Raw genomic sequence first — 21,581 nt, 5'->3', positions numbered from 1 at the left:
TTCCCCCTAGGGGCGGACTAAGATTTTTCTGAAATAATTGAAAGACGCACAGCGTCTCCATCTTTTAATGGCTTACCACTACGCACTACATAGCGATCGCCTGGTTGTAATCCTGATAAAATTTCGACTTTGCCATCACCTCTTTTGCCCAGGGTGACAGAACGGGCGGCTACCTTGGCTTTACCTTCAACATTGGTGACTACGAACAAAGTCCCGCTTTGCTTATCTGACTCTTGTTTACTGGTTTTGGGTTGGGAAGAAGCGGAATTTGTGGCTTGCTTCTGAAGAGCTGTTTGCGGCACGACTACTCGCTGTGCGGCTTGGGTGGCGAAATTGACGCGTGCTAGCAGTCCGCTCCCAATTTTGCCGTCCCTGTTGGCAATTACTACCTCTACTGGTATCAAACGAGCTGTAGCATCGGCGGTTGGGGAAATGCGTGTCACTCTCCCGGTTAATGTTTGGTTGGGAAAAGCATCTAAGCGGACTTGCACAGATTGCCCAATACGAATTTGTGCTAGTTCTAATTCGGAAACTTGAACTACAACTTTGATTTGGTTAAAGTCGGCAATTTTTAAGACTTCGCCCCCTGCTTGCAGCAAATTGCCTGGTTCTGTAACCTTTTCGGTAACAACACCAGTAATGGGAGATGTCAAACGGCTGTAGGATCTGCGTTCTTTAGCTTGGGCGACTACTGCTTGTTGGGCAACTACTCTACCTTGGGCGGCGGCGACGGCTTGCTGTTCTGTACGCACTTGCTCGGTAGCAGATCGAAGGGACTGGGCGGCTGTTTGGGCTGTTGTGCGGGCTTGTTGGGCAGTTTGCTCGGCGATCGCACCTTGTTTAACTAGTTGCTGCTGGCGTTGTGAGTCGGCTTGGGCTTGCAATAATTCTAAGCGCGCCCTTTCTACGTCGGCGCGGGCATTACTTACCTGATTTGTTGCCCTTGCTACTTCCGATTTGAGGGATGCTAATTCTGCTTCTGCTTGCTTTAAGTCTGTGAGCAAGAGGACATCATCTAACTGTCCAATGTTTTGTCCTTGCTTGACTCTATCTCCGACATCTAGATTTAAAGCTAATAGCCTTCCTTCTACTTGCGATCGCAGTGAGACTGTGCGGAAGGGTGTGGTAGTACCTGTATATTCTGGTGCTGTTTGCAAGTTCTCTGTGCGGGCGATCGCTACATCTACGGGTGTTGCGCTTCCCCCTTGTCTTGCAGTACTTGGCCCTTGAGATTGTGCATCGGCTGATTCTTTAGGGGAGGAACCACAACCTAATGTCATCAAGCTCAAGCCTAAGAAGCAAGCAATCAATAAACTAGACTGAGATCCACAGAAATGAGGAAACTTCCGCCTATGTTCTTGATTACTTGTGTGGTGTAACTGAGAGTTAATTAACTGAGATGCTTTGATGGTATTTGGCATTTTTGAGAATTTGTGCGGTTGATTTCCGTCCAAAATCATTAATTTTGCTCGTCATTAGGGGGCGTTGAATAACAACCTTCTACTGGCGAGCTGTATGAAATTATTCTTTAAATCAAAAATCCGAAAAATTTCCTAGGCTTGTCTGCTGATGCAGAGCCAGGGAATTTGAGCATACTGAATCCAAGGGTAAATTTAGTATACGTATTTTTAGTCTTACTAAGATCTGCCGCAAGATATATGACCGATCCAGACTACAAAAATACTTTATTAACTTTTTGCTTCTATCCTTGGGCAGAAACAATTGGAAATGCCGATGTTTAGCATTGTAGCCAAACTATCAGTAATGTTTTTAATATCTAGTTTAGATTAAAAATAGTAAAGAAATTTGGTATTTGGTACAAACGTAATGTATCAAGTTTCAAAACCTAACAATCTCTATCATTGTGCTGAAGGTAGGCAACTAGTGACATTACCAGTCAAACTTATAAAAACCATTGAAAAATCCGAGATTGCTGAATTTTTTCAGGAATCGGTTGGTGAATGGCGATCGCAACGGCGCTATTACACCCTCTCATCGGGGACTACCAAAGAAATTGTTAGTGCGATCGCTATTCGGTATTTAGAACAGGGAAGCGCAGAATTACAACAACTAGCTAAGTTGCATGAATTACCAGATGCAGTCAGTTTAGTCTGTGGTACTGAAGTAATTTGGGAAAGTACAGATTCAGTTACAGGTAAAAAAGAATCTCAAGGTTCAACTTTATTTGGTGCTTTAGGAAACATTTTGTATCGCGATCGCGGTTTTGCGACCTCAAAACCAATTACTGCAGAATTCTATTTCCCCAATCCCAAAACGCTGTGTTTGCGAACAGAGTACAATAGCTCAGTTTTTGAAGAAGAGTTAAAGCTAATTGGGAGTAAATACCGTACTCGCCAGACAATCATCTCTCGGGCTGGGGAACAGTTGATGATTGGTCAGTATTTGGAAACAAGAGTAGAGAGCGTAAGTATGATTCCATAGGGGGATTAAGCAGGGCAAGGGGGATAAACAATTCCAAATTCCAAATTAGAACCAGACTTTTGACCCTAGGCCCTTGAATTTTCACCAGCATTCAGGACTTTCATAATTTAACTTTAATTTATAAGCGTTTACTTAAAAGTTTTTTTTAACCGTTCCTCTTCAAGAGGTAGTTGCTATATCATTAATTAAAGATGAGAATTAATTCGGTGATAGTGGTTTTTGTTAGTATTGACAGGCTTTTTCCTTTTGGTATTTTCAGACTCTCTCCGAAATCTAAATCTCTACACGTTTATGATTTTGGAGACATTTTATGTCAATTTACGTAGGTAATCTTTCTTACCAAGTTACAGAAGACGCTTTAACTGCGGTTTTTGCAGAGTACGGTTCTGTAAAGCGAGTTCAAATTCCCACAGATCGCGAAACAGGCCGTGTACGCGGCTTTGCTTTTGTCGAGATGAGTTCAGATGACGAAGAAACAGCCGCTATTGAAGCACTCGACGGTGCTGAATGGATGGGCCGTGACTTAAAAGTCAACAAGGCTAGACCAAAAGAAAATAAAGGTTCTTTTGGCGGCGGCGGTGGACGCGGTGGTTACGGCGGTGGCGGCGGTGGTGGACGCAACCGTTACTAAGCTGTTTTATTGATGTCAAAAGCGATGGGGTGTTTTTTACCCCATTGGCTATATCAACTTCATCACAATATTGTGAAAGCTCAAGCGATTATGCTTGAGCTTTTTTGATGGAATGATAATTAAGGGTCAACCCCTTCAGTTTAGTAAGTAGGGAGGCATAATTATTTGTAGGATGGGTTAGCGATAGCGTAACCCATGCGGGTGTTGGGTTTCGTTCCTCAACCCAACCTACGTCCATCTTATATTTAATTCCAACCAGCTACTTAATTGATTTGTCAGTTGTGGAAAAAGCTAGCTCAATTGGGGGATTCTCCCCCAAACCCCCTCCAAAATTATTGTTCGGTTTTTTGTTGAGTAACTAGTTTTTTGGTTTTGTTGTCAATTAATTTTCTTAACTGATACCAATTCAAATAATGTTTGCGATAGATAAATTATTGGTAGGGGCACGGCACCAGTAAGATATTTGATATGCCAAAAGATTGTGGATGCCGTGCCCTAACCATCTATCGCGTTCTTTTTTCAAAATGGTATGACTTAACTGAACTGTATTACTCCTGAAGGGTAATTCAAAATTTCAAATTCCCTGTTCCCTCTACTTAATAATGGGTTCCCGACTTACGATGATGCACTGCTGTGACACCATCTTGATTGAGGACTTTGCCATTCTCGACGGTTGCATAAACGAGCCAATGATCGCCAGATTCTAGCCGATTATTGACGGAACACTCTAAATATGCAAGGGCATCATTCAAAATTGGAGAACCGTTTTCAGTTTCTTGGGTGGCGACACCTTCAAATCGGTCTTGTGCTGGGCCAAAGGGTTTGAGGAAGTGTTTCATCAAACCTAAATGATTTCCTTCTTTGAGGATATTCAGGACAAATTTATTTCCTGTGTGGGTCAAAGTTTCGACAGCGCGGTCTTTCGCAACGGCGATGGTTAAACCTGGAGGATTAAAGCTGGCTTGTGCTACCCAAGAGGCTAACATGGCACTAGATATATCGTCTTGCTTGGCTGTGACTACGCACAAAGAACCAATTATTCTGCCTACAGCTTGTTCGACATTGGTAGCAGGGACACTTTGCGATCGCACTTTTCTGGCTTTCTTCAATGCTTGTGCGAAGTCGGTTCCGGCTTCTTCACACAGTTGCAAGGTAGCAGCGTCGGGTTTGAATTTGACGCGGATGGTGTCAAAACCAAAGCGATAACCAGCGTCTTTGAGTTTTCCTTCAATTAAATCTACTGCTTCACCACTCCAGCCAAAAGAACCAAATACCCCAGCTAGTTTATTTGTGGTAGCGGTGGCGAGAACTATCCCCAAGGCTGTTTGCACGGGTGTGGGTGCATGACCGCCCAAGGTAGGCGAACCAATGACAAAGCCAGCAGATTTCTCGACAGCAGCGCGAATATCTTCTGGATCTGTGAATTCGCAATTAATTGATTCAACAGCGACACCAGCTTTGGTGATACCACGCGCGATCGCTTGGGCTAAGGTGGCTGTGTTCCCATATGCTGATGCATAAATTAAGGCTACTGTCAAGTCAGCAGTGGTTTGTTGCTGACTCCATTCACGGTAAGCTTTGGTAAGTTCAATCAGCGCATAACGTACCAAAGGCCCATGTCCAGTGGCGTAAATTCTTGCGGGGAAATCGGCCAGTTTATCTAAGGCTGTTTCCACTTGGCGCGCATGGGGAGCCATTAAGCAATCAAAATAATAGCGGCGGTCTTCGTTAATCGATTCCCAGCCTTCATCAAAGACTTGATCGCCACAAATATGCGCCCCAAAAAACTTATCTGTGTAGAGAATTTCCGTTTGGGGGTCATAGGTGCACAGAAGGTCTGCATAGCGGGGGTTGGGGGTAGGAATAAATTGCAAATCGTGACCCTTCCCTAAATTTAGGGTTTCTTCGCCCCGCATCACCAGAATTTTTAGGTCTTGATTTTCCAGCGCCCCACGTAAATTGATCGCCCCTGGATTAGAACAGACAAAGGTAATCTGTGGTGCAACTTGCAGCAAAGCTTTTAAAGTAGCAGCACGGTTAGGATTGACGTGACCTAAAATTACATATTCAATGGCTTCGACATCAAATCTTTCCTGCAAAGCCTTTAAATAGATTTCTGTAAAAGTTTCTCCAGGTGGGTCAATCAGGGCGAGTTTATCGCCTTGAATCACATAAGAATTAGCAGTAGTACCCTTAGCCAAAGCATATTCGATTTCAAACCTTAACCTTGACCAACTGCGCGATCGCATTACGGTTGTATCTGTAGCTATGGGTAAAACTTGAACGTCACGGGGTTTATTTGTAGGCATGATGGGGATTGGGGATTGGGTAATGGGTAATGGGTAATGGGTAATGGGTAATGGGTAATGGGTAATAGAAATTTTTTATTTATGCTCTGCGTTCCTACTTCCTAGTACCCAGTCCCCAGTCCCTAGTAATGGTTACCAACTTTACGGTGATGTACGGCAGTTAAGGCTTCTGGGTTAGATACTCGTCCGGCGTAGACGGTGCTGTATACTGCCCAGTGATCGCCGCAATCCATACGGCTTTTGACTTCGCACTCTATATATGCCAATGCATCGGTGAGGATGGGTGCGCCGTTTTCGGCTGGCTGAGTTTTGACACCTTCAAAACGATCTGCACCAGGGGCGAATCGTTTTAAAAAGTGCTTCATCAGTGGTTGATAATTACCTTCTTCTAAGACGTTCAGCACAAAGCGATCGCCTACTTGCATCAGTGATTCAATCGCCCGGTCTTTGGCGACTGCAATGGAAAATCCTAGAGGTTTGAAGCTGGCTTGGGCTACCCAAGAGGCTAACATGGCGCTCTTCACATCGCCTTTTTTGGCAGTGATGATATATAAGCCACCGCTAAGTCTACCGAGTGCTTTGTCTAAATCAGCACCCAGAGCTTTCATTGTTTTAATACTGCGATCGCGTGTTACCCATTGGGCTAAGTCTGTCCCGGCTTCTTCGCATTGCTTGTAGGTGTTTTCGGTGGGGTTTTGTTTGATGCGAATTTCTGGGAAAGCTGTGGTTAATCCTAAGTTACGGAATTTACTTAATAACGGATCTATCGGTTCGTCGTCGCCACCGCCTGTTTCAAATACGCCGATACCTTGTTTTTCTTTGACAGATCCTAAAACGGTACTCAAGGCTGCTTGGATGTTAGGACTGCTAGAAGCTGGCGGTACACCTACTACTAATCCCGCACAACGACCTACCAATTCTCGCAGTTCTTGTAAATCAATGCCTGAACCCAAGTCTACCCATTCTACAGCTACCCCTGCTTTGCTGATACCGTTAGCAATTGCTTGGGCTAGGCGATCGCTATAGCCATATTCGGAAACGTAAAATATTCCAATTACAGTTTCTGGCTTGGCTTGAGTTTGACTCCAAGTGCGGTAGCGTCGAGTTAATTCCTCTACATGATGAGATAGTAACGGCCCGTGACCAGTTGCAATCATGCCAACATTTGGCAGTTCACCCATCCGCTTCAACGCTGACAGCACTGAGCGTGCATTCGGCCCCATTAGGCATTCGTAGTAATATTTAAAATCTGGTTCAATCGCTTTTAAATCATCATCAAAAGTGCTTTCGGTGCAATAGTGCATCCCAAAAGCATCGCAGGTGTAGAGAATTTGGGTTTTGTGGTCAAAACTGAAGATCGTATCCGGCCAGTGAAGATTGGGCGCAATCACAAATTCAAATTCATGACCATTACCAATATCTAAGCGATCGCCATTTTTCACAATCCGACGTTTAAATGGCTGATGTACTAAGTCTTCTAAAAATTGAATCGCCACTTTCGAGGCGACTACAGTGATATCAGGAGCCATTTGTAGCAAATCTTTCACCAAGCCGCTATGGTCAGGCTCAGTGTGGCTCACAATTAAATAATCAATCTCCTTCGGATTAATTAGCCCCGTCAGCGTGTCAAAATACAGCTGACGAAACTTTTCATGGGAAGTATCAACTAAAGCAGTCTGCTCACCGCGAATCAGAAATGAGTTATAGGTCGTACCATTTTGCAGACCAAATTCAATATCGAAGCGATCGCGATCCCAATCCAAAGAGCGGATTGCTGTAGTATCTTGAGCAATCTCGACAGTTTGTATGGTGAGCCTTTTTTCAGTTCTTTCGGTGAGCGCTACCATAACTCCCTTCCTTAGCACAATGAGTATATTTTCCTCTGACTCTATTGTTACACGTATCGAATGTTAATTTTTATTAAAAAATCTATAGATAACTTAAGAAATTTAAATTGGGCATTGGGCATGGGGGATGGGGCATTGGGAAATATATTTTTTTATAAATATTGGTGTAATAAGTGATTAAAAAAAATAATATTTGGCTAGCCTTGGAAATTGGTAATTCCCGGCTACATTGGGCATTATTTTTCGGTGCAAAGCTTGACTCTACTTGGAATACTGACTATTTACCTGAGTCAGTCATACAGCAGTTAGCACAATGCCAAACCCTAAATGATTTACCACCAGAGATTCTTCCCCCTATTCACAAACAAGCAAACCAGGAAAAATACACATCTCCCTCATCCCCCTGCCCCCTGCCCCCTGCCCCCTGCCCTCTTCCCCTCGCCATCGCCTCTGTAGTTCCCAGTCAAACAGCACTTTGGCAAACTTACCCCAATGTTCGGGTAATTACCTTAGAGCAAATACCGCTCAAAGGACTTTATCCCACATTAGGAATTGACCGCGCCTTAGCTTTGTGGGGTGCAGGTAAAACTTGGGGATTTCCGATGCTGGTAATTGATGCGGGTACAGCACTAACTTTTACGGCTGCGGATGCTGACGAATGTTTAGTGGGGGGTGCAATTTTACCAGGATTAGGCTTGCAATTTACCTCCCTTGGTCAGAAAACCGGACAGTTACCTTTAATAGAAACGCAAGCAATTGCATCTCTGCCGCCACGGTTTGCGTTAAATACCACAGAAGCCATACAAAGCGGTGTGATTTACACAATTTTGGCGGGAATAAAAGATTTTATAGAGAATTGGTGGCAATTATTTCCGATGGGCAAGATTGCAATTAAAGGAGGCGATCGCACCATACTATTAAATTATCTTCAAGCCTTATATCCTGCGATCGCATCTCGTTTGACCGTAGAACCCAACCTGATTTTTTGGGGCATAGAAAAAATAGTCAGAATCCCTTAAAAGCTACATTTGTTAAACTCATTTGGAGACGGGAAAGAATATCAATGCCCTATGCCCCATTTCCCGCCGACTTTCTGTAAAGTAAGAGTCAAACAGTAGCAAATAGCAACTATGTACGTGCTAATTGGTGGATCTGGTTTAGTAGGATTGAGCTTGGCGCAGAAATTGGTAGAACTAGGACATACCGTAGCTGTCATTGACATTGATCCTAACGCTTGTCGCTATGCACGCGAACAGGTGGGAGCAATGGCTTTTGAAGGTAGCGCCGTGAGTACACAAATTTTATTAGAAGCTGGAATACGAAAAGCTAACGCCTTAGTTGCTGTGCTACGAAGCGATGCGTTGAACTTAGCGATGGTAACTCTTGCTAAACACTACGGTGTCCCTCATATTGTGACTCGGATGCGTCATTCCGATTTCGCTGAACCTTTTCGTTTAGCGGGGGCTAATCATATTATCAGCACTGTGGAACTAGCGGTTTCCACAATGGTAAATGCTATTGAATACCCGCTAGTAGAATCAATGATGCATTTTGAGCAAGGACAAATTGAAGTTTTAAAACTTTCCATCCCCAATAATTGCTATGTTGCAAATCGTAGCCTTGCCGAAATTGCTCAAGATTCTCGCTTTCCTACAGGTTCTCTCATTATTGGCTATCAAGCCCATCCCCTCGAAGATTTAACAATTCCTAACGGTAGTACAATTTTAGAACCTGGTTCAACAGTTTTAGTTGTCACTAAACCAGGCTCATTACATCAAGTCATAGACTTTATGGAAGGTTGTAAGTAGTACGGCGAAATTAAAAATAACTGGCTGAGGCTGTCATTCTTACAAAGTTCTGCTCGGAGGTTTCCTCCGCTCAACGCCAGTTCGTTCAAGTCGGGAGACCCGCCCACACGACTGGCTCGACTTTGCGCTTTTCCCTTAGTCATTCATTGGTAAGGATTTCAAGCTTATTTACAACCGGTCTATTCCTCTTTTTAATTCATCCTTCATCCTTACAATGAAGCTTTACCCACGCTTTTATATAGTATTTGCTTTGATTTTTTTAGTATCTTGCACATCACTAAATAATCAAGCAAAATCGCAATCCACAACTACTTCATCACAAACATCTCAACAAGTAGTTACTTTAGATAAAAATTTTAAAATAGCAATGGGTCAAACTATCTATGTCCCTATTTATTCCCATATTTATCATAACGATGAACGGAAGATTTTAGATTTAGCAGCTACCTTGAGTATTCGGAATACAGATTTAAATAATCCGATGATTATCACTGCTGTTCGTTACTATGATTCCGATGGTAAATTAATTAAAAACTATTTAGATAAACCTATACAAATTAATGCTCTTGGTTCTACAGATTTTTTTGTCAATAGAACAGATACTAGTGGCGGTTCAGGAGCAAATTTTATTGTAGAGTGGGTATCTCCAAAAATAATTTCTGAGCCAATAGTCGAAGCAGTAATGATTGCAACTGAATTTCAGCAAGGAATTTCTTTCGTAAGCTCTGGTAAAGTAATTAAAAACTTAAGAAACTCTCAAGTTACTTCTTCCAAATAAATATATGATTTTCTCCAAGATGGTGCGTTACGGATAAATCTAATTGTCTCTAAGTCCCAAATACTTTCATAGCCGTAACACACCCTACTAGACTTTGATAAATACCAATTACCCATTACCAATTACCCATTACCAAACTCAATCATCCTCCAATTGCAGCAATTGCTCATCAAGTTTCTTCAATCGTTCATAAACAATTTCTTCTGAGAGAATTCGCTGACGAATAGCCTGATTGAGTGCTGCTTTTTCTGCTAAAAGTAATCGACGGCGAATAGCATCAAGTTTACTAGAGTTCCCTGTTTTTTCCTCTAAATCATCCGCACGGCGATTATATAATTCTCGTAATGTTTTTTCTGCACTTGCTACTTGCACTTGATAAGCTGCACGCATCTCTTCATGAACAGCTTTTGGTAATACCCCTGTTTTGAATAAAGTATCTAATTCATCCTGTGCTGCTTTAGCTGTAATTAATTGCGCTTGTAATTCTTCAACCTGTTGACGAGTTGCTGATACTTGAGACAGTTGTAACCGCTTTACTAACCACGGTAAACTTACTCCCTGCCCAACAACAGACAGCAATACTGTGCCAAAGACTATAGCAATCAGCTGTTCTCGTCCTGGGATGGTGACGGGGATACTCAACGCCAACGCCATCGACAGCGAACCCTTAATATTGCCGAAAAACAGAACATGTTGCCAGCGCCAAGGAACTGGACGGTCAAACCAACGTACTATAGCTAAGAGTGGATAAACAGAAACTATGCGTGCAATTTGATAAGCTGCGATCGCTAATAGTACAGCAGGTAAGATTTGCCAAAGAGTTGTTAGGTTAACTTCTATACCAATTAACAGAAAAATAAAGCTATTAACACCAAAAGCTATAGATTCCCAAAAGCTTAGTAAGGTCAACCTTGTAGAAGCTGATACTTTATCTGAAAGACCTACACTGCCGACAATTAAGCCAGCAACAACTACAGCCACAACCCCAGAAACGCTAAACGATTGCCCTAGTTGAAAAGCACCTAATGCTACAGCTACGGTGAGCAAAATACTACTCAGTGGTTCGTCTGCACGGACAAATAAACCTGTACTTAAATATCCCACAGCTAACCCTACTAAGCTGCCACCAACAACCACCACAAATAATTCTTGTAGTCCTGCAAGAAATGTGATTGAACCAGCCTCATGCGCCTTCACAATTAAGCTAAATAAAACTAGGGCTACACCATCATTAAATAAACTCTCACCCTCAACAATGGTTGACAACCGCGAAGGGACAAGCACCTCTTTAAATACAGCAATCACCGATACTGTGTCTGTAATTGCCAAAATTACTCCTGCTAGTAGTGCAGCTGTCCAATTTAGCCCCAATCCCCATTTTAAAAGTGCTGCTGTCACACCAGAAGAAATTACAATTCCTGGCCCAGCTAATAAAGAAATGGGTTTTATAGTGCTACGAAGGCGACTAATATCAGTATTTATGGCTGCCTCGAATACTAGAATCGGTAGAAATAAATTTAAAATCAGGGAATCGTTTAAACCTATGCGCTGTGGTAAAAGTTCTGTCAACGCTAAACCAGCTAGAACTAAACCTGCAACATAAGAAACGCGTAACCAACGCGATAGCAATGCTACGGCGGTGGCTACAAGCAGGAGAATAATTGAAACAGTGACTAATTGAGCAACACTCACTTAATAAATGCGGAATAAAGGGTTATATTTGACTCTGGGTAATTATGCAAGTTAAATGCGTAACAGCTTATTTCTTGATATATTCCCTAATATCTTCAGCTATTACCCCAACACAAGATTCTGGTAAATCATTGTTAGCATGAGCAACCATTTTAAACTCAGAGTAAGGCAGCGATTGAGCATAAATTTGACTTTTAGCAATGGCTTCTGCCGTATCTTTTCCACCTTGTAAGATTAAAACCGGAAATTCAATTAAAGACAATTGATTTTGCAGTAATTCTGCCTCAATCTCTGGGGGTTTTCGCTCAAATAACAATTGGCAACCTGTCGGATATTGCAACATTAAATTACGTAGCTGCAAATATTGTTTAACTTTTTCCTGCAAGCCCACAATTTTAATCAACGGACTCAGCACTTTTAATAATTTAAATATAAATGGTGGTAATTTTGCTAGGCGCTGCATCCTCTGCCATTGCTTTTCTTGTCTTTCTATCTTTACACCTTCTGGTGATAGCAGCACTAAACCATGAACTTGTTCTGGATACTTTAATGCATAGCTAGAAGCAATCCAACCTCCAAGAGAATGGCCGACTAAATATACTTTTTCTAGCTTTAAGGCTGTTAAAAACTCAGCTAAACATTCTACTTGTAAATCAATAGAGTAATGAATATTTGGATTATCTGATTCTCCAAATCCTAGTAAATCTGGTGCCAAGCAATGGAAATTATCAGATAACAAATCTATCAATGGCACCCATTGACTGCTATCGTTCCATGCACCATGTAATAAAATTACCGGAATACCTTGACCTGCTTCTCGCCAAAATAATAATCCTTGCGAGAGTTTTCTCCGGGAGTTACGAAATAACGTATCCATCTTAAATTTTAAAATTTATAGCAATTATCACCCGATGATGTAACTAAATTTTGGTATGAAAAAACTGAGAACAGAGAACTGTCCCCGTAACACCGAAATTCTCATTACACTCAAGTGTAAACCGCTTTAAGTTGTAGCATAATTTAGCCAATAGTTGATAGTCATTAGTGATAGGGAACAAAATTTAGCAAAAAACTAATGACTAATGACAAACAAAATCTCGTTATGCCACTATTGTCAAACCATTCAAATAGTCTTGCAACTGCTGATGATGGTCATGAGACATTGGTTCTAAAGGTAGAGAGTCTGGAGAAAATGCTTGGATATCTGTGACTTCCAAAGTATCCTGAACTTCCATTTTTCCTTGTACTTCTGCTTCCACAGCAATACAAATTGAATGAATTCTCGGATCTCTGGTTGGCGAAGAATAAACTCCTACCAACCGCCGAATCTTCACTAAATCCAATCCAGTTTCTTCTTGCAATTCTCGGCGAACTGTATTAGGAATATCTTCTCCCCAGTCCACCATACCTCCAGGCAAACTCCATCGGCCATTGTCACTTCTCCGAATCAGGACAATCCGACCATCAGGTAAAATCGGAATGATACTGGTACCAGTAATGGGATGGCGAAATATCAGACCCAATACTGTTTGTCCAATGCGCCATAAGTTACGTGTGGACTTGATAGCTATCGTAAACAAAGCAAGAACGTTCAATCTGCAAATGTTTTTATTGTATGCTATTTAGTTCTCACCACTTAACATAGATGTTTAAATATCAATTTATTGAGTTATGTATTATACAAATATGTTTATGGTTTGAGATTTTATTCTAGCGTTTACTCAATGGTAACATTACGTTTAAATATATCAACGTGTATATTTATACAAAAAATTATTAAAAAGATGTTTTAACTTTTTGTTTTTATCTGTATTTATCATTTAAAATCAGAAACAAAAACCCTTGACAAGGATAGATATCTGTGTTTTGTCTTCCAAAAGTTAACTTTATCAGCTTTTGGAAAATGTACTGCTAAATTTTAGTTCATAAATACTAATAATATTTATCAAGTAAAGAAAAAATTGTAAGTAGACTTTGGTTTTCCTGCCTCTAGAGTTCAATCAAATTTAATTTTGAAATCCTCAAACCCTGAGCCAGAAAAAATATTTTGAAATATTACTTTAGTAAAAGCAATTAATCATACCTCTAAAGAAATATTTAATGGCAAATTCTCATTTATTAAAAAAATATTTAATATTTAAGTTGACTCAAACATCTTAAATACGCTATAATCATATGCTGTTCAAACTTTGTGAATAGCTAGACTGGGCTCAAAATATATCAATAACAACGGTAGCTGATATGGCCTAGTGGCTTTTTTTGTTGTTTATTTAATGAGGTGAACATGGCTAAGCGCCGTAACCCGAAAAAAGAAAAGGCGCTACGGAACCAGGCATATGCCAGAAAGTTTCGTAAACGAACTACTACAGGAAGAATGCAGAGAAGGTTCCAACAAAGACCACCTAAGAGTGAGGAAGATGAGGGCGCAGCAGCAATTGATGCTGAGTAAGTCATCTAACAATATTCTTGCTCTGTGAATTTTGTAATTTTGGGCGTACAAAGTTATGTACGCCCTTATTTATTGGGGTTTGGTGTTTGGTGTTTGGATTTTTTTTACATTGGAATTTAGTTTGGGGAAAAGGTGAAAGGGTAAGGGTTAAAGGTTTTTTCTTGCGCCTTTTCCCCTTCCCCTTTTGCCCTTAACCGACAAGTATTAATTCCCATTACCCAATCCCCAGTCCCCATTACCCCTTATCCCCAGAGGGGGCCCCGAGTTCCCCAATCCCTATTCCGCCATTTGCGCGCGGGCAGCTTGGATAGCCTTGTGGACTTGGGTAAAGCCTGTACCACCGTAACTGTTACGTGCAGCAACTACTTGACGAGGCGAAATTGCCTCATAGATATCGGCTGCAAACGCTGGATGGATTTGTTGCCATTCTTCTAAAGTTAAATCTTTGAGGAGTTTACCTGCGGCAATGCTGGTTTTTACCACTTTACCCACCATGTTATAGGCTTCGCGGAAGGGTACACCTTTTGCAGCTAAGTAATCTGCCACATCTGTGGCATTAGAAAAGTCTTCTGCGACTGCTTGTGCTAAACGCTGGGGACGAAATTCTAAGCCTTCCCGCAGTAAAATAGTCATCGCGTCTAGGCAAGCTTTCACGGTGTTGACGCTATCAAATAGGCCTTCTTTGTCTTCTTGTAAATCTTTGTTATATGCCAAGGGTAGCCCCTTCATAATCACCAACATCGCTTGCAGGTGACCAAATACACGCCCTGTTTTTCCTCTGACAAGTTCTGGCACATCAGGGTTTTTCTTTTGGGGCATGATGCTGGAACCTGTAGCACAGGTATCTTTGAGCGTAACAAAACGAAATTCCTCTGATGACCAAAGAATCACCTCTTCTGAAAGGCGGCTGAGGTGAACCATAATTAAACTGGCAGCACAGAGAAATTCGATCGCAAAATCGCGATCGCTCACACCATCAAGGCTATTATCATAAATCTGCTCAAAATTCAATAGTTCCGCTGTGTAGTGGCGATCGATGGGGAAAGTAGTTCCTGCCAAAGCACCACACCCTAAAGGTGAAATATTCACCCGGCGATCAACATCTCCTAGACGTTCCCAGTCACGTTGCGCCATCTGAAAGTATGCCAAGAGATGATGGGCTAAACTCAGGGGTTGGGCGCGTTGGAGGTGGGTATAGCCAGGAATTAGGGTTTCAACGTTTTTTTCGGCTATATTTAGTAAAACTGCTTGGAATTCTCGTAATTGGCTCTTAATTTGTTGGATTTGGTCGCGGAGATAGAGCCTAGTATCAGTGCCAACTTGGTCATTACGCGATCGCGCAGTATGTAATTTTTTACCCACATCGCCAACAATTTCTGTCAATCGCCGTTCCACAGCAAAGTGGACATCTTCAGCATCAATACCCGGCTGAAATTTACCTTGGCGATATTCTTGGCGAACCTGTTCTAAACCTGCAACTAGTTGCTCTCCTTCTGCTGGGGAAATGATACCAGTATGAGCCAGCATTTTGGCATGAGCTTGAGAGCCAGTAATATCGTATTCGATTAACTCAATATCGAAACTTATACTGGCATTAAAACGTGCGATCGCTGGATGTAACGCTGATTCAAATCGCTGGCTCCAAGTTTGTTGTTCGGTCATAAACGTAAAGGGTGGGAACGTACCACTTACGTGCTAATTAAAACCACAAAAGTCCTACCCTGAACTAATCCTAGCTTCAGTGCTGAGATTAATTTAGGTACGGACTTGAGGATTAATCAACCGTAACTAGTTAGATTCCGAATCATATAGCCAATGACCAAACCAATCAACAACGCCCAAATTTGGCCTGTCTTGACAAAGTGATTCCATCCATGCTGCATTTGTCCCAAAACATCTGGATCGGTAACGTTTTGAGCTAGGGTAGAACTCACAGGCAAACGCCAAAATAACTCAGATAGTAAATCACTGAAGTAATTCATACTGTGTGATCGAGAAGACTTTTATGTCATAACCTCTAGTTACGGTAATGTCCAGTGAAAGGGATTGGGGACTGGGGACTGGGGACTGGGGATAAGGGGAAAGGGTAAGGGAGAAGGGGGAAGGGGGAAAAGGGGAACAAATAACGGACACCAAACACCAATTACCAATGCCCAATGCCCCATAAATTGCCACTTACCCCTCAAATTTCAACTTTTTGGCTGTTCGCAAAATTTGTCCTGCTAAAACTGCTGCACCAAAGCCATTATCAATATTGACTACGCCGATTCCTGGGGCACAAGAGTTTAGCATTGTTAAAAGTGGTGCTAGTCCACCAAAACTGGCACCATAGCCGATGCTGGTAGGAACAGCAATTACAGGACAATCGGCTAAACCTGCAACCACGCTGGGTAATGCGCCTTCCATACCCGCGACAACAATTAATACTGATGCTGACTCAATCAGGTGGCGATTATTCAACAAGCGGTGAATCCCTGCAACGCCAACGTCCCACAGACGCAATACCCGAAAACCAGCAAGTTCGGCTGTGACTGCGGCTTCTTCTGCAATGGGTAAATCAGCAGTTCCTGCCGACAAAATACTAATTACACCCTCAAACTGTGGTTCGAGTTCATCGGGAGTAATGGCAGCAATCTTTGCCATTTCGTAATATCGCAAACCTCTAACTTTCGATTGCAGTACAGCATAAACTGCTGGTTCAATTCGGGTAGCCATCACTACCGGATTGCGGTGACGCATCACCTCCATAATTTGAACAATCTGATCGGGAGTTTTGCCTAGTCCCCAAATTACTTCTGGGAACCCAGTTCTTAAGCTGCGATGGTGATCGATTTTGGCAAAATCACCTACTTGTTCATAGGCTAAGTCTTTGAGAGAGTCTAATGCCCTATCTGGGGTAACGTTACCATGAGCCACTGCTTCTAAGAGCGATCGCAAAGCTTTCTCATTAGCCATTTGTGATGTTCTCCTTTGTCCTTTGTTATTTGTCATTTGCCATTAGCTAGGGTGCGCTGTATAACAACGCACCCCACTAAGAGCGATGGCTACGCCCGCCGCAGGCATCGCAAAGCTTTTTATTGGTCATTGATCATTTAGTTTGAAACAAATCACAAATGACCAATAATCGATGACTAATCTACAATTTTGATTTCATGAATGTTCCAGAATGCACCACCAAGTCCAGAGTATTTGATACCTTCAAAGCGATTACGCACTGCTGACATTGAATAGGCATTCACCAAGTAAATAAATGGCAAATTCTCCTGCGTAATTCGTTGAGTATCAGCGTAAATTGCTTTGCGTTTGGGTTCGTCTAATTCTCTAGCTGCTTTGATGTAAAGTTCACCAATTTCTGCTTCCCAAGGTGCTACTTCCCAACCTGTAATTGGTTTTTGTCCAGCTTGGGGTTTTTGATTAAACATATGTAATCCCCCTTCTGGAGACCAGACGTTAGCACCATCATTCGGTTCTAAACCACCGGTTAAACCTAATAAAGAAGCTTCCCAATCTAATGAATTAGAAAGTTTATCTGTGTATGTATTCCATGCTAGTGGCGTGAAGTCTACTGTAATCCCGATTTTGCTCAAATCTCGTTTAATTTGCGACCCCACTGCTTCGCGAATCTTATTACCTGCATTCGTCAGCAAAGTGAAGCGTACATTGTTACCTTGAGAATCAACTAATTGATTTTTTTCGTTGTATTTAAAGCCTGCTTTGAGTAACAATTGCTTGGCTTTATCTATATTGTAATTATAGACTTTTAAACCTTCTTGCGGTGAAAGATAATAGGGACTTTGTACAGAAATAGGTGAATCTTGAGGTTGACCTAAGCCACGAAATGTATTGTTGATCATTGTTTGTCGATCAATGGCATAGGCTACTGCTTGCCGAAACTCTACAGTATTAAACCAACGTGATTTAATAGGATCTATAAGAGGTTTGCCATCTCTAGAGCCCTTATTTAAGTTGAAGAGTACAAAAGTTGTACCTGAACCAGGCCCACCATTATATATCTTGAAATTACCCTGGTCTTCTTGCACTTTTAACAACGAAAAGTATTCTGGTGACACACCAACAGTATCTAACCCACCAGAACGGAATTGCAGTAAAGATGTATCTGTGGATTCAACAATTTGCCAAATAATTCTTTCAATATAAGGTTGAGCTTTTCCTTGAGCATCCTTGCGCCAATAATAGGGATTGCGTCGAAAAACTATCCGTTGGCTAGTATCATATCTTTCTAACTTAAAAGGCCCGTTCACAATTAATTGATCTGGAGGTGTATCTACACTCCACTTTGACAGAAACTTTGGTTTACCTTCTTGGTCTTTCGTAGTTACTGATTCTCGCAATGCATGGGCGGGTAAAATTGGGTAACCTGTAGCGCTACGTAAAAAAGGTGCAAATGGTTCTGGAACAGAAAATTCCACCCGGCGATTATCAATTTTTCTGACAGTTGGTAACTTTCGACTTTCGCCAATTCTCATGCCATCTCTGGCATCTGTAGGAATGGCTTCATTCAGATAAATGTCATTATATGTAAACACTACATCATCCACTGTTAGTGGTTGTCCATCAGACCATTTAAGATTATCACGCAGGGTAAAAACTATTTTTAATTTATCCTCAGAAATTTGCCATGATTCTGCTAAAGCAGGCTCTACCTTGCCCGTCTCGTAACTTTCAGTAATTAAACCTTCATAAGTGAGTCCAAAAATATTCGGTGACTCGGAACTTAAAGCAAAGTTAAATGTTTTAGGATCGCTAAGAATACTAGTTACTAACTGAGGAACTTGAGCCGCATTTGTTTTAAAATTAGATGGATTACAAGCAGCTACTGTCAAGCCTGTTACTATGGCGATTATTATTAGTAACCATAACCGCTTAATTTGAAACCATATCTTAGCAAATAGCATAATTTTAATCATTGATATAGTAAGTCTAAGTATTTTGGGAATTGAGCCAATCTAAAAACTTTTGAGTATTATTTAAATACTTTATTCCAGAATTATGCAAGATATTTCTAATTTCTGGTTTACCAAAGTCTTTGCTCTTATCGCTTAAAAATACCTTGTTTTCTCTATGATACAAATTTGCATGATGAAGAATACACTGTAAAATTAAGTTATCCATAATATCTTGTTTAATAAGTAATGTTTCTGGCTGTGTAATTACTGCTTGGGAAATATTACGAATTATTATATTGTTTAAATTTATCACTTCTGCCTTTTGCAGAAGCATATCTATAGCATTAAAAAGACGAATTTGAATATCATTAAGTAATAATTGATTCCAGATACGTGCCTGTTCTAAGTGAGCCAAGAAAATTTGAGCATTAGAAGAGGTTAAATCGCGTTTTGAGTTATTTATCTGTTTATCAATATTTTTTTCAAATTCTTGTACATAATATTTTTCTGTTTCCCATCTATTCAAGGCTTCAACATAACAAAAGTCTGGGATAACTATCTGAATGGATGGAGGTAAGGAACATAATAGATTTTCTGCCTCTAAATCTTGCCCTTTTGCAATTGCCATCAAAAAGTTAGTTTCAACGTAAAGTATTACCATCAAGATTTACCTAAGAATAAGAAATTCCTCCTGAATGATCAATTACTACTTGTAGCTTTTTGCAATAATTCTATTACTACTAAATTTTCTGAGTAGTTCCTCCTTGTAGTTTTTGCAATAAACCTATTGCTGCCAAATTGTCTGATGCTGGTGGTATTTCTGATTTCCAATGATATGCTAAGTCTCTCAACCAAGCTTCTACAAGGGTTTCTAAATATAGACCCAAGATTTTTCTGTCGCTAAATTCAGGGTCGTAATGACTAAGTATATTAGCAGTTTTAATTGCGCTCAAAGATTCAGAAAAATTTTTACCATTCCATTTAAAAATATCAATATCTCTGAGATTAACCAACATGAGAAACATTTCATCAACTAAAAATAAATGATTACTTTTAATTTCATTTTGCAGATATGAGTTTAGTTGTGTAATAGCTTGTTGTTTGGCAACTTTTCCTTCTACTTCTGTGCTTTTAACTTCAACTAATAAAACAATTTGTTCATCCTTGTCGAGGACAATAATATCAGCAACATAATTAGGAATTTGAAATTGTGCAGCTTCCATTGTCCTCATCTCCCAACATAGATTAATAATTTATTGATGCAGTTATTGCTTGCATATCCCTATGCTAGCCATTGACTACTCCTAAATATAAATTTCCGTTAATTGGCATTTACTAACAACACAACAGCATAGGCGCATATACCTTCTTCACGCCCTACTGGGCCTAATTTTTCGTTGGTAGTAGCTTTAATACCAACTTGATTTGGTTGCAGTTCTAAAACAGCCGCTAACTTGTCGCGCATTGTCTCAATATGAGGTTTCAATTTTGGACGTTCTGCGACTACTACAGAATCAATATTGCCGATTTGCCAACTGCGATCGCGAATTAGCTGGTGTACTTGATTTAATAGCTCTAAACTATCTGCTCCCGCCCATTTGGGATCTGTAGGCGGAAAATAATGCCCAATATCCCCTAAAGATAATGCCCCCAACATGGCATCCATAATCGCATGGGTGAGGACATCAGCATCACTATGTCCCAGTAAACCCAGTTCATGGGGAATTTTCACTCCCCCCAAAATCAAAGCGCGATCGCTCACCAGTCGATGAATATCGTAGCCGTTACCAATACGAATGTTTGTCATTTGTTAATTGTTATTTGGTGTTGGGTGTTTGGTGTTTGTGATTGAGCATTTTCCATTATTTTTCCCCTGTTTCTTCTGCTCCCTGATCCCCATTCCCCATTCCCCATTCCCCATTTCCCTGCTGTTGTTGCCATTTCTCCAGTAAATCCGGGCGGCGATCGCTTGTACGTTTGATTTGTTGTTCGTAACGCCACTTGGCGATTGCAGCATGATTTCCTGAGAGTAAGACATCTGGCACTTTCCAGCCACGAAAATTTGCCGGGCGGGTGTATTGGGGATAATCTAATAAACCTTCCTCAAAACTCTCTGCTGTCAATGACTCTACCTTGCCGACAGTTCCGGGTAGAAGTCTCACAACGCCATTGAGCAAAGCCATTGCCGGAATTTCGCCACCTGTGAGAATAAAATCTCCTAAAGAGACTTCACGGGTAACTAAATTGAGAACGCGATCGTCAACTCCTTCGTAATGTCCGCAAATTACAATTAATTGGTTATAATTTGTGGCTAATTCACGCAAAAGTGGTTGATTGATGGTTTGTCCTTGAGGACTCATCAAAATTACCTCTCTTTGCGGTAGAATCGGCAGCGACTCTACAGCGGCAAAAATGGGTTCTGGCTTCATGAGCATCCCCACACCCCCGCCATAGGGTTCATCATCTACTTTTCGGTGCTTGTCAGTAGTGAAATCCCGAGGATTAATCAGATTGACTTGAGCAATCTGCTTGGCTAAGGCTTTAGCCAGCAATCCGGAACTTAAAACAGAGGTAAAACAGTCAGGAAAAAGCGTAACTATATCAAAGCGCACAGTTATTCGTATTCAAGAACACTAATCTTAAATTTGAATGTTGAGGAACAACAAGAAGCTAATGTCTGCTAAAGCTAGAGATAAGGTTTGTCAATAGTAACTAAAA

At 41.1% G+C, this 21,581-nt stretch carries 20 protein-coding genes; 6 read left to right on the top strand and 14 right to left on the bottom strand.

The features are described 5' to 3' along the window. Positions 1–17 precede the first annotated feature (17 nt). Positions 18–1,460 carry an efflux RND transporter periplasmic adaptor subunit gene (locus tag AACU25_RS28430; protein ID WP_096581420.1) on the bottom strand — a complete coding sequence of 481 codons (1,443 nt, stop codon included), beginning with the start codon at positions 1,458–1,460 and terminating at the stop codon, positions 18–20. A gap of 367 nt (positions 1,461–1,827) precedes the next feature. Here AACU25_RS28430 and AACU25_RS28425 point away from each other — a divergent pair, with 367 nt between their 5' ends. Continuing rightward, positions 1,828–2,442, top strand: a complete 615-nt coding sequence (locus AACU25_RS28425) for a phycobiliprotein lyase (protein WP_199347297.1) — start codon at positions 1,828–1,830, stop codon at positions 2,440–2,442. A 310-nt stretch (positions 2,443–2,752) separates the two neighbouring features. Beyond that, entirely contained in the window at positions 2,753–3,073 is a 321-nt protein-coding gene (locus AACU25_RS28420) for an RNA recognition motif domain-containing protein (RefSeq protein ID WP_096581418.1), read from the top strand. Between the two features lie 596 nt (positions 3,074–3,669). On the opposite strand, the gene AACU25_RS28415 is transcribed toward AACU25_RS28420, so the two are convergent. Both AACU25_RS28415 and AACU25_RS28410 read right to left on the bottom strand, forming a co-directional pair. After that, positions 3,670–5,382: a diflavin flavoprotein gene (locus AACU25_RS28415; RefSeq protein WP_096581416.1), complete on the bottom strand. Its 1,713-nt coding sequence runs from the start codon at positions 5,380–5,382 to the stop codon at positions 3,670–3,672. A 122-nt stretch (positions 5,383–5,504) separates the two neighbouring features. Continuing rightward, positions 5,505–7,229 carry a diflavin flavoprotein gene (locus AACU25_RS28410; RefSeq protein ID WP_096581415.1) on the bottom strand — a complete coding sequence of 575 codons (1,725 nt, stop codon included), beginning with the start codon at positions 7,227–7,229 and terminating at the stop codon, positions 5,505–5,507. A 173-nt stretch (positions 7,230–7,402) separates the two neighbouring features. Between AACU25_RS28410 and AACU25_RS28405 the strand changes: the two genes are divergently transcribed. The 3 genes from AACU25_RS28405 to AACU25_RS28395 all read left to right on the top strand — a co-directional run bounded on the left by AACU25_RS28405 (position 7,403) and on the right by AACU25_RS28395 (position 9,815). Then, a complete protein-coding gene (locus tag AACU25_RS28405) occupies positions 7,403–8,248 on the top strand; it encodes a pantothenate kinase (RefSeq protein ID WP_321206685.1) in 846 nt (281 codons plus the stop codon). A 111-nt stretch (positions 8,249–8,359) separates the two neighbouring features. Continuing rightward, entirely contained in the window at positions 8,360–9,037 is a 678-nt protein-coding gene (locus AACU25_RS28400; RefSeq protein ID WP_045868224.1) for a potassium channel family protein, read from the top strand. A 214-nt stretch (positions 9,038–9,251) separates the two neighbouring features. Then, entirely contained in the window at positions 9,252–9,815 is a 564-nt protein-coding gene (locus AACU25_RS28395; RefSeq protein ID WP_096581413.1) for a DUF3124 domain-containing protein, read from the top strand. A 138-nt stretch (positions 9,816–9,953) separates the two neighbouring features. Here AACU25_RS28395 and AACU25_RS28390 read toward each other — a convergent pair whose 3' ends face one another. The 3 genes from AACU25_RS28390 to AACU25_RS28380 all read right to left on the bottom strand — a co-directional run bounded on the left by AACU25_RS28390 (position 9,954) and on the right by AACU25_RS28380 (position 13,102). After that, positions 9,954–11,507, bottom strand: a complete 1,554-nt coding sequence (locus AACU25_RS28390; protein ID WP_096581411.1) for a Na+/H+ antiporter — start codon at positions 11,505–11,507, stop codon at positions 9,954–9,956. Between the two features lie 67 nt (positions 11,508–11,574). Beyond that, positions 11,575–12,384: an alpha/beta fold hydrolase gene (locus tag AACU25_RS28385; RefSeq protein WP_096581409.1), complete on the bottom strand. Its 810-nt coding sequence runs from the start codon at positions 12,382–12,384 to the stop codon at positions 11,575–11,577. A 223-nt stretch (positions 12,385–12,607) separates the two neighbouring features. Then, complete coding sequence (locus AACU25_RS28380) at positions 12,608–13,102, bottom strand: NUDIX domain-containing protein (protein ID WP_096581407.1); 495 nt, start codon at positions 13,100–13,102, stop codon at positions 12,608–12,610. A gap of 689 nt (positions 13,103–13,791) precedes the next feature. Between AACU25_RS28380 and AACU25_RS28375 the strand changes: the two genes are divergently transcribed. Next, entirely contained in the window at positions 13,792–13,956 is a 165-nt protein-coding gene (locus AACU25_RS28375; RefSeq protein WP_009457656.1) for a hypothetical protein, read from the top strand. Between the two features lie 276 nt (positions 13,957–14,232). Here the strand turns inward: AACU25_RS28375 and argH are convergent, their stop codons facing one another. From argH to trmD, 8 genes are all read right to left on the bottom strand, one after another. Beyond that, on the bottom strand, positions 14,233–15,618 hold the full coding sequence (argH, locus tag AACU25_RS28370; RefSeq protein ID WP_096581405.1) for an argininosuccinate lyase: 1,386 nt from the start codon (positions 15,616–15,618) through the stop codon (positions 14,233–14,235). A 116-nt stretch (positions 15,619–15,734) separates the two neighbouring features. Continuing rightward, on the bottom strand, positions 15,735–15,938 hold the full coding sequence (locus tag AACU25_RS28365; RefSeq protein ID WP_045868230.1) for a hypothetical protein: 204 nt from the start codon (positions 15,936–15,938) through the stop codon (positions 15,735–15,737). A gap of 193 nt (positions 15,939–16,131) precedes the next feature. Next, the gene (larB, locus tag AACU25_RS28360) at positions 16,132–16,911 is read right to left on the bottom strand and encodes a nickel pincer cofactor biosynthesis protein LarB (protein ID WP_096581403.1); all 780 of its coding nucleotides are present in this window, start codon (positions 16,909–16,911) and stop codon (positions 16,132–16,134) included. Between the two features lie 176 nt (positions 16,912–17,087). Next, complete coding sequence (locus tag AACU25_RS28355; RefSeq protein ID WP_096584191.1) at positions 17,088–18,872, bottom strand: ABC transporter substrate-binding protein; 1,785 nt, start codon at positions 18,870–18,872, stop codon at positions 17,088–17,090. Positions 18,873–18,897: 25 nt separating this feature from the next. Continuing rightward, a complete protein-coding gene (locus AACU25_RS28350) occupies positions 18,898–19,524 on the bottom strand; it encodes a PIN domain-containing protein (RefSeq protein ID WP_096581401.1) in 627 nt (208 codons plus the stop codon). A gap of 79 nt (positions 19,525–19,603) precedes the next feature. Beyond that, positions 19,604–20,086 (bottom strand): type I restriction enzyme HsdR N-terminal domain-containing protein, encoded by a 483-nt coding sequence (locus AACU25_RS28345; protein ID WP_096581399.1) that lies wholly within the window; start codon positions 20,084–20,086, stop codon positions 19,604–19,606. 98 nt (positions 20,087–20,184) lie between these two features. After that, positions 20,185–20,670 (bottom strand): 2-C-methyl-D-erythritol 2,4-cyclodiphosphate synthase, encoded by a 486-nt coding sequence (gene ispF / locus AACU25_RS28340; protein WP_096581397.1) that lies wholly within the window; start codon positions 20,668–20,670, stop codon positions 20,185–20,187. Between the two features lie 55 nt (positions 20,671–20,725). Continuing rightward, positions 20,726–21,475, bottom strand: a complete 750-nt coding sequence (trmD, locus tag AACU25_RS28335) for a tRNA (guanosine(37)-N1)-methyltransferase TrmD (RefSeq protein WP_096581395.1) — start codon at positions 21,473–21,475, stop codon at positions 20,726–20,728. Positions 21,476–21,581: the final 106 nt, after the last annotated feature.

It is taken from the genome of Tolypothrix tenuis PCC 7101 (assembly GCF_963874875.1).
Lineage (GTDB): Bacteria > Cyanobacteriota > Cyanobacteriia > Cyanobacteriales > Nostocaceae > Aulosira > Aulosira tenue.
Note: the sequence above shows the minus strand (reverse complement) of the source record. Positions and strands in the feature narration are given on the sequence as shown.

Excerpts from the sequence above, each read along its gene's own strand:
- larB (WP_096581403.1), bottom strand. The coding sequence starts at position 16,911 with ATGGCTAATGAGAAAGCTTTGCGATCGCTCTTAGAAGCAGTGGCTCAT.
- AACU25_RS28375 (WP_009457656.1), top strand. The coding sequence starts at position 13,792 with ATGGCTAAGCGCCGTAACCCGAAAAAAGAAAAGGCGCTACGGAACCAG.
- AACU25_RS28415 (WP_096581416.1), bottom strand. The coding sequence starts at position 5,382 with ATGCCTACAAATAAACCCCGTGACGTTCAAGTTTTACCCATAGCTACA.
- AACU25_RS28385 (WP_096581409.1), bottom strand. The coding sequence starts at position 12,384 with ATGGATACGTTATTTCGTAACTCCCGGAGAAAACTCTCGCAAGGATTA.
- AACU25_RS28410 (WP_096581415.1), bottom strand. The coding sequence starts at position 7,229 with ATGGTAGCGCTCACCGAAAGAACTGAAAAAAGGCTCACCATACAAACT.
- AACU25_RS28430 (WP_096581420.1), bottom strand. The coding sequence starts at position 1,460 with ATGATTTTGGACGGAAATCAACCGCACAAATTCTCAAAAATGCCAAAT.
- AACU25_RS28425 (WP_199347297.1), top strand. The coding sequence starts at position 1,828 with ATGTATCAAGTTTCAAAACCTAACAATCTCTATCATTGTGCTGAAGGT.
- AACU25_RS28420 (WP_096581418.1), top strand. The coding sequence starts at position 2,753 with ATGTCAATTTACGTAGGTAATCTTTCTTACCAAGTTACAGAAGACGCT.
- AACU25_RS28355 (WP_096584191.1), bottom strand. The coding sequence starts at position 18,872 with ATGCTATTTGCTAAGATATGGTTTCAAATTAAGCGGTTATGGTTACTA.
- ispF (WP_096581397.1), bottom strand. The coding sequence starts at position 20,670 with ATGACAAACATTCGTATTGGTAACGGCTACGATATTCATCGACTGGTG.
- argH (WP_096581405.1), bottom strand. The coding sequence starts at position 15,618 with ATGACCGAACAACAAACTTGGAGCCAGCGATTTGAATCAGCGTTACAT.
- AACU25_RS28400 (WP_045868224.1), top strand. The coding sequence starts at position 8,360 with ATGTACGTGCTAATTGGTGGATCTGGTTTAGTAGGATTGAGCTTGGCG.
- AACU25_RS28395 (WP_096581413.1), top strand. The coding sequence starts at position 9,252 with ATGAAGCTTTACCCACGCTTTTATATAGTATTTGCTTTGATTTTTTTA.
- AACU25_RS28350 (WP_096581401.1), bottom strand. The coding sequence starts at position 19,524 with ATGGTAATACTTTACGTTGAAACTAACTTTTTGATGGCAATTGCAAAA.
- AACU25_RS28365 (WP_045868230.1), bottom strand. The coding sequence starts at position 15,938 with ATGAATTACTTCAGTGATTTACTATCTGAGTTATTTTGGCGTTTGCCT.
- AACU25_RS28345 (WP_096581399.1), bottom strand. The coding sequence starts at position 20,086 with ATGGAAGCTGCACAATTTCAAATTCCTAATTATGTTGCTGATATTATT.